6 protein-coding genes are annotated in these 6353 nt (G+C 66.3%); 3 read left to right on the forward strand and 3 right to left on the reverse strand.

The features are described from left to right. Together DIS04_RS20155 and DIS04_RS20160 are read right to left on the reverse strand one after the other, a co-directional pair. Positions 1–218: aldehyde dehydrogenase family protein (locus DIS04_RS20155; protein ID WP_162623136.1), on the reverse strand; the 218-nt coding region annotated here is incomplete at its 3' end. Continuing rightward, complete coding sequence (locus tag DIS04_RS20160; protein ID WP_111415580.1) at positions 215–1462, reverse strand: M20 family metallo-hydrolase; 1248 nt, start codon at positions 1460–1462, stop codon at positions 215–217. The genes DIS04_RS20155 and DIS04_RS20160, both read right to left, overlap by 4 nt. Positions 1463–1626: 164 nt before the next feature. Here DIS04_RS20160 and DIS04_RS20165 point away from each other — a divergent pair, with 164 nt between their 5' ends. The 3 genes from DIS04_RS20165 (at position 1627) to aguA (ending at position 5728) form a co-directional block, all read left to right on the forward strand. After that, positions 1627–3036, forward strand: coding sequence for an aminotransferase (locus DIS04_RS20165; protein WP_111415581.1), 1410 nt, complete (start codon positions 1627–1629; stop codon positions 3034–3036). A gap of 92 nt (positions 3037–3128) precedes the next feature. Further along, the gene (locus tag DIS04_RS20170) at positions 3129–4598 is read left to right on the forward strand and encodes a Na+/H+ antiporter NhaC family protein (protein WP_111415582.1); all 1470 of its coding nucleotides are present in this window, start codon (positions 3129–3131) and stop codon (positions 4596–4598) included. 8 nt (positions 4599–4606) lie between these two features. After that, the gene (gene aguA / locus DIS04_RS20175; protein ID WP_245904664.1) at positions 4607–5728 is read left to right on the forward strand and encodes an agmatine deiminase; all 1122 of its coding nucleotides are present in this window, start codon (positions 4607–4609) and stop codon (positions 5726–5728) included. A 64-nt stretch (positions 5729–5792) separates the two neighbouring features. Here the strand turns inward: aguA and DIS04_RS20180 are convergent. Further along, positions 5793–6353: aldehyde dehydrogenase family protein (locus DIS04_RS20180; RefSeq protein WP_162623137.1), on the reverse strand; the 561-nt coding region annotated here is incomplete at its 5' end.

Below are 6353 nucleotides of genomic sequence, written 5' to 3' on the forward strand. Positions count from 1 at the left end.
AAGGCCTGGCGCGCCGCCGCCACGGCGCGCGCGGCGTCGGGTTCGTCGCAGCTCGCCACCTGGGCGAGAATCTCGCCGGTGGCCGGGTTGCGCGACTCGAAGGTGTCGCCGCTTTCGGCAGCGACGAAGGCGTCGTCGATAAAGGCGCGAGCCTCAAAGCCGAGTGACTCGGCCAGGGCGTGCCAATCGTCGCGGGTTCTGGGGGCTTCCAAGCTCATTGCACACCTCCTTGACGGTTGGCGCGTTCCAGCAGGGCATCGCAGAGCACCTGGGCGCCCAGGGCGCAGTGCTCCGGCGTGGCGTACTCGGCCTCGTTGTGGCTGATGCCGTCGCGGCAGGGAATGAAGATCATCGAGGTCGGCGCCACCCGCGACACATAGACCGAATCGTGACCGGCACCGCTCATCATCCGCCGGTATGGCACCCCCTGGGCGCGGGCAGCGCGCTCGACGGCCTCGATACAGCCGGCATCGAAGTTGACCACCGGCGACGTCCAGATGCGCTCGCTGGTCGCTTCCACGCCGAAGGCCTCGGCCGCGGCGGCCAGCTCCCGGTCATAGCGGGCCTCCAGGTCGTCCAGCTCACCCTCGTCGACATGGCGCAGATCCACGCTCAGGCGCACCTCGCCGGGAATCACGTTGCGCGAGGGGCTGTCGATCTCCAGGCAGCCGAAGGTCACCTTGGTGGCGCCGCTGCCGTCGGCCATGGCCAGCGCCTGCAGGCGATCGATCAGGCGTGCCGCGGCGGCCAGGGCATCGTGGCGATAGCGCATCGGCGTGGGCCCGGCATGGGCCGACTGGCCCCGCAGGGTCACGTCGAACCAGCGCATGCCCTGCACGCCGGTGACAACGCCAATAGCCTCTTGCCCCTCCTCCAGCACCGGCCCCTGCTCGATGTGCAGCTCGAAGAAGGCATCGAGTCGCGGCTCTCCCACCGGCAGCTCGCCGGCGAAGCCGCAGGCGGACAGCGCCTCGCCGAAGGAGACGCCGTCGCGATCCTTGCGAGCCAGGGTCGACTCGACACTGAATTCGCCGGCATAGGTGCCGGAGGCCACCATGGCCGGGGCGAAGCGGCTGCCCTCCTCGTTGGTCCATACCACCAGCTCCAGCGGGCGTTCGGTGACGATGCCCCGGTCATGCAGGGTGCGGAATACCTCGAGCCCCGCCAGCACCCCGAGAATGCCGTCGAAGCGTCCGCCCTTGGGCTGGGTGTCGAGATGACTGCCGATGGCCACCGGATCGAGGTCGTCGCGCTTGCCGGAACGACGCAGAAAGAGATTGCCGACCCGATCGGTGCGCAGCGTGCAGCCGAGCGCCTCGCACCATTCGATCAGCAGGCGCCGACCGGCGGCGTCCTCCTCGGTCAATGCCAGGCGGCAGCTGCCGCCGTTTTCCGTGGGGCCGATCTCGGCCATGGCCATCAGGCTCGACCAGAGCCGCTGGCCGTCGATGGAAACGCTCATGCAGGTTGCCTCCCTTTGTCTTTATACCCCAACCCTAGGCCGACCCGTCGCGGAACCGATATACCCCAATCAGGATATATTCCCCGCTTCCGCCCCCTCGCTAGTCTGGCCCTGACCTCAATGCAGCACACTCCAACAACGACATCGGACACGCGAGGCCGACCATGACCACCGCTACCCGTACTCCGCCCCGGATACTTGACGCCCAGGCGCTGTGGCAGAAGGACAGGGACCACTTCATCCACCCCTTCACCGACTTCAGCCTGTTCCACGACAAGGGCTGCGACCTGATCGTCGACAGCGACGGCATCTACGTGGAGGACATCCACGGCCACCGCTTCATCGACGGCATCGCCGGCCTGTGGTGCGTCAACGTGGGCCACGGCCGCGCCGAGATCGGCCAGGCCATGGCCGAGCAGGCCACCCGCATGGCCTACTTCTCCACCTTCAACAATCTCTCCAACGCCCCGGCGGCGGAACTGGCCGCCAAGCTGGCCGAGCTGGCCCCGGCAAACCTCAACCACGTCTTCTACAGCTGCGGCGGTTCGGCGGCCAACGACGCCACCGTCCGCCTGGTGCACTACTACTTCAATCGCCTGGGCAAGCCGAACAAGAAGCGTATCCTGTCGCGCAACAACGCCTACCACGGCACCACCTACCTGGCCGCGAGCCTGACCGGCATCGAGAGCAACAACTGGGGCTTCGACACCCTGGATCACCTGGTCACCCACCTGAGCGAGGCCAACCTCTATCGCCGGCCCAAGGGCATGAGCGAGGCGGAGTACTGCGACCATCTGGTGGCCGAGCTCGAGCAGACCATCGAGCGCATCGGTGCCGAGAACATCGCCGCCTTCATCGCCGAGCCAATCATGGGCGCCGGCGGCGTGCTGATGGCGCCTCGAGGCTACCACGCCCGCATGCAGGCGGTGTGCCGCGCCCACGAGATCCTCTATATCGCCGACGAGGTGGTCACCGGCTTCGGCCGCCTGGGCCACTTCTTTGCCTCCGAGGCGGTGTTCGATACCCGTCCGGACATCATCAACTGCGCCAAGGGGCTGTCGTCGGGCTATGCGCCCCTGGGCGCCACCCTGATCTCCGACGAGATCTACGAGGTGCTGGGCACGCCCCAGCGCAAGGGCGGCGTGCTGAGCACCGGCTTCACCTACTCCGGCCATCCGGTGAGCTGCGCCGCGGCACTCAAGAACATCGAGATCATCGAGCGCGAGGGGATCTGCGCCAACGTACGCGAGGTGGGCCCCTACCTGGAGCGGCAGCTCAAGACACTCTCGCATCATGAAACCGTCGGCGACGTGAGGGGCAGCCACTTCATGCTGGCCATCGAGAACGTCGCCGACAAGGCCAGCAAGGCACTGCTGCCGGTGGAGGCACGGGTCGGCGACCGGGTCGCCGCCGAAGCCCAGAAGCGCGGCCTGATCATTCGCCCGGTGGGCCACCTCAACATCATCTCGCCGCCGCTGATCTGGGATCGTGACGTGGTGGATCGGGTGGTGGCGATCCTCGACGAGGCCTTCACCGCCACCACGGCATCGCTACGCCAGGACGGTTATCGGTAACCCGCCGGCAGCCGCCGCATGCGCATGTTTGACTCGGCATTTCCCGGCGGGGCCAGCCATCGTGCAATGGACAACAACAAAGGTGAACGACCATGACACACTCTCCTTCGGGCCCGACGGCCCACCCCCAAAGCTTCGGCAGCGCCACCAAGGGCGGCCTGCTGTTTCTCGGTGTCGTGCTGATTGCCAGCCTCGGCGGCTTCGCACTGTTCGACGGCGACGACTATGGCATCTACAGCCTGCTGCCCACCGCCGTGGTGCTGGGCATGGCCATTCTCACGCGACGCACCATCGAGTCGCTGCTCACGGGTGCCCTGGTGGGCCTGCTCATGATAGATCCCACCACGGTGGTGTCGCAGGGTTCGGACATCCTCCTGACAGTGCTGGGCAACGATACCGTCACCTGGATCATTCTGGTCTGTGGTCTGTTCGGCAGCCTGATCGCCCTGCTGGTCAAGACCGGCGGCGTATTGAGCTTCGGCGATGCCGTCACCCGGCGCATCCACGGCCGCCGCCAAAGCCTGCTGACCACCTGGGTACTCGGTCTCATCATCTTCGTCGATGACTACCTCAACGCGCTGACCATCAGCGCCTCGATGAAGAAGATCACCGACCGTTTCAACATCTCGCGTGAGAAGCTCGCCTACGTGGTGGACTCCACCGCCGCGCCGATCTGCATCCTGGTGCCCTTCTCCACCTGGGCCGTATTCTTCGCCGGCTTGCTGGAAGAGAACGACATCGCCGGCAACGGTATGCGCCTCTATATCGAAGCGATCCCCTTCATGTTCTACGCCTGGGTGGCCGCAGCGCTAGTGCCGCTGGTGGCCCTGGGCTGGATCCCCGATCTCGGCCCCATGAAGACCGCCGAAGCCCGCGCCGCCGCCGGCCAGCCGATTCCAACGGGAGTCGACGACAACGCCCTGGAAGCAGCGGATGACGGACGCAAGCGGCCTCATCTGCTCAACTTCCTGCTGCCTATCGTCACGCTGGTCTTCTTCACCTGGTATTACGATATCGACATCCTGCGCGGTGTGATCGTGGCCCTGGCCGTGACCCTGGTGCTGATCGGCGTGCAACGGCTGCTGAGCTTCCACGATACCTTCGATACCGCCCTGGACGGCTTCAAGGCGATGATCATGCCGCTGGGCACCCTGGTGGCCGGCTTCGCCCTCAAGGAGGTCAACGATGTGCTGGGGCTTACGGATTACGTGATCGCCACCGTACAGCCGCTGATGACGCCGGGCATGCTGCCGGCAGTGGTGTTCGTGACCATGGCCTTCCTGGCCTTCGCCACCGCCTCCTTCTGGGGGCTGTTCGCCGTGGCCCTCCCCATCGTGTTACCGCTGGCGGCCAGCATGGACGCGCATATGCCGCTGGTTATCGGTGCCCTTATTTCAGCCAGCGCCTTCGGTAGCCACGCCTGCTTCTATGGCGACTCCACGGTACTCTCTGCCCAGGGCTCCGGCTGCACGCCCATGGCTCACGCCCTGACCCAGCTTCCCTATGTCCTGATCGCCGCCGGCATTTCGGCCGCCATCTTCCTGCTGGCCGGGCTATTGTGAGGATCCCCATGAACGTACCGATGAGCGCCACCGCACTCGCCGAGTCAACGCCCAAGGCTCAGGGCTATGCCATGCCCGCCGAGTTCGCCCCTCACGACGCCTGCTGGATGCTGTGGCCCCAGCGGCCCGATACCTGGCGCTTCGGCGCCAAGCCGGCCCAGCAAGCCTTCGTCGCCGTCGCCACGGCGATTGCCGAAAGCGAGACGGTCTACGTCGGCGTCAACGACGAGCAGTACGAGAACGCCCGCCACCAGCTGCCACCGCAAGTGAGGGTGCTGGAGCTCTCCAGCAACGATGCCTGGATGCGCGACGTGGGCCCCACCTTCCTGACCCACCCGGACGGCCGTCTGGCTATGGTCGACTGGCAATTCAACGCCTGGGGTGGGCTCGACGGGGGCCTCTACTTCCCCTGGGACAAGGACAAGCGCATTCGCACCAAGATCGCCGAGATGCTCGGCATCCCTCGCTTCGTCGCCCCGGTCGTATTGGAGGGCGGCGCGATCCATGTGGATGGCGAGGGCACGCTGCTGACCACGGAGGAGTGCCTGCTCAATGCCAACCGCAATCCCGGCATGAATCGCGAGGCAATGGAGCAGGTGCTGCGCGACACCCTGAGTATCGAGAAGGTGGTCTGGCTGCCGCGGGGCTGCCACCTGGACGAGACCGACGGCCATGTCGACAACCTGTGCTGCTTCGTCGCCCCCGGCGAGGTTGTGCTGAGCTGGTGCGATGACGAGACCGATCCCCAGCACGCCATCTGCCGGGAAGCCCTGCAGGTGCTGGAATCGTCGACCGATGCCAAGGGCAGCAAGCTGCGAGTGCACAAGCTTCCCCAGCCGGGTCCGCTGTTCATCGAGGAGGACGAGGCCAGCGGCATCGACCGGCTGAGCAGTTCCCACCCACGCCGGCCCGGCGACCGCATGGCCGGCTCCTACGTCAACTTCTATATCGGCAACTCGGTGGTGGTGATGCCGCTGCTGGATCCGGCTCTCGACGAGCAGGCACGCGGCGTTCTCCAGGGGCTATTTCCCGACCGGCGCGTGATCGGCGTACCGGCGCGGGAGATCCTTCTCGGCGGCGGCAATATCCACTGCATCACCCAGCAGCAGCCCAAGGCCCCTCTGTCGTGAGCGAGAAGCAAACCGGGCCGACCGCAAGTGCACGGCCGGCCCGCTTTTTGGAATTAGCATGTGACTATAGCGAAAGCGACATCCACACGCTCTTGAGCTCGGAGTACTCCTCCAGGCTGTGGTGCGACTTGTCGCGACCATTGCCCGACTGCTTGACCCCGCCGAAGGGCATGGTCTGGTCGCCGCCGGCCCAGTTGTTGACGAACACCTGGCCCGACTGCAGCCGTCGCGTCACGCGCAGGATGCGGTCGATATCCTGGCTCCACAGCCCCGCCGCCAGGCCGTAGGGCGTGTCGTTGGCCATGGCCACCGCCTCCTCTTCGGTGTCGAAGCCGAACACCGCCAGCACCGGACCGAAGATCTCCTCGCGGCCGATGGTCATCTGCGGCGTGACGCCGTCGAACACCGTGGGCGGGATGAACAGCCCCGGGCCGTCCAACGCCTGGCCGCCGCTGCGCAGCCGCGCGCCCTCCTCCACCCCCTGGCGGATGTAGTCGAGGATACGGCGGTGCTGGGTCTCGTCGACGATGGCGCCCATGAAGCTCTGCGGGTCCAGCGGGTCGCCCGGCTGCATGCTCTCGGCGGCCTTGAGTACCCGCTCGACGACGTCGTCGCGGATCGAATT

This window comes from Billgrantia lactosivorans, assembly GCF_003254665.1.
Taxonomy (GTDB): domain Bacteria; phylum Pseudomonadota; class Gammaproteobacteria; order Pseudomonadales; family Halomonadaceae; genus Halomonas; species Halomonas lactosivorans.

What these genes read in the sequence shown, in the direction of transcription:
- DIS04_RS20160 (WP_111415580.1), bottom strand. Translation starts at nt 1,462, where the DNA reads ATGAGCGTTTCCATCGACGGCCAGCGGCTCTGGTCGAGCCTGATGGCC.
- DIS04_RS20170 (WP_111415582.1), top strand. Translation starts at nt 3,129, where the DNA reads ATGACACACTCTCCTTCGGGCCCGACGGCCCACCCCCAAAGCTTCGGC.
- aguA (WP_245904664.1), top strand. Translation starts at nt 4,607, where the DNA reads ATGAACGTACCGATGAGCGCCACCGCACTCGCCGAGTCAACGCCCAAG.
- DIS04_RS20165 (WP_111415581.1), top strand. Translation starts at nt 1,627, where the DNA reads ATGACCACCGCTACCCGTACTCCGCCCCGGATACTTGACGCCCAGGCG.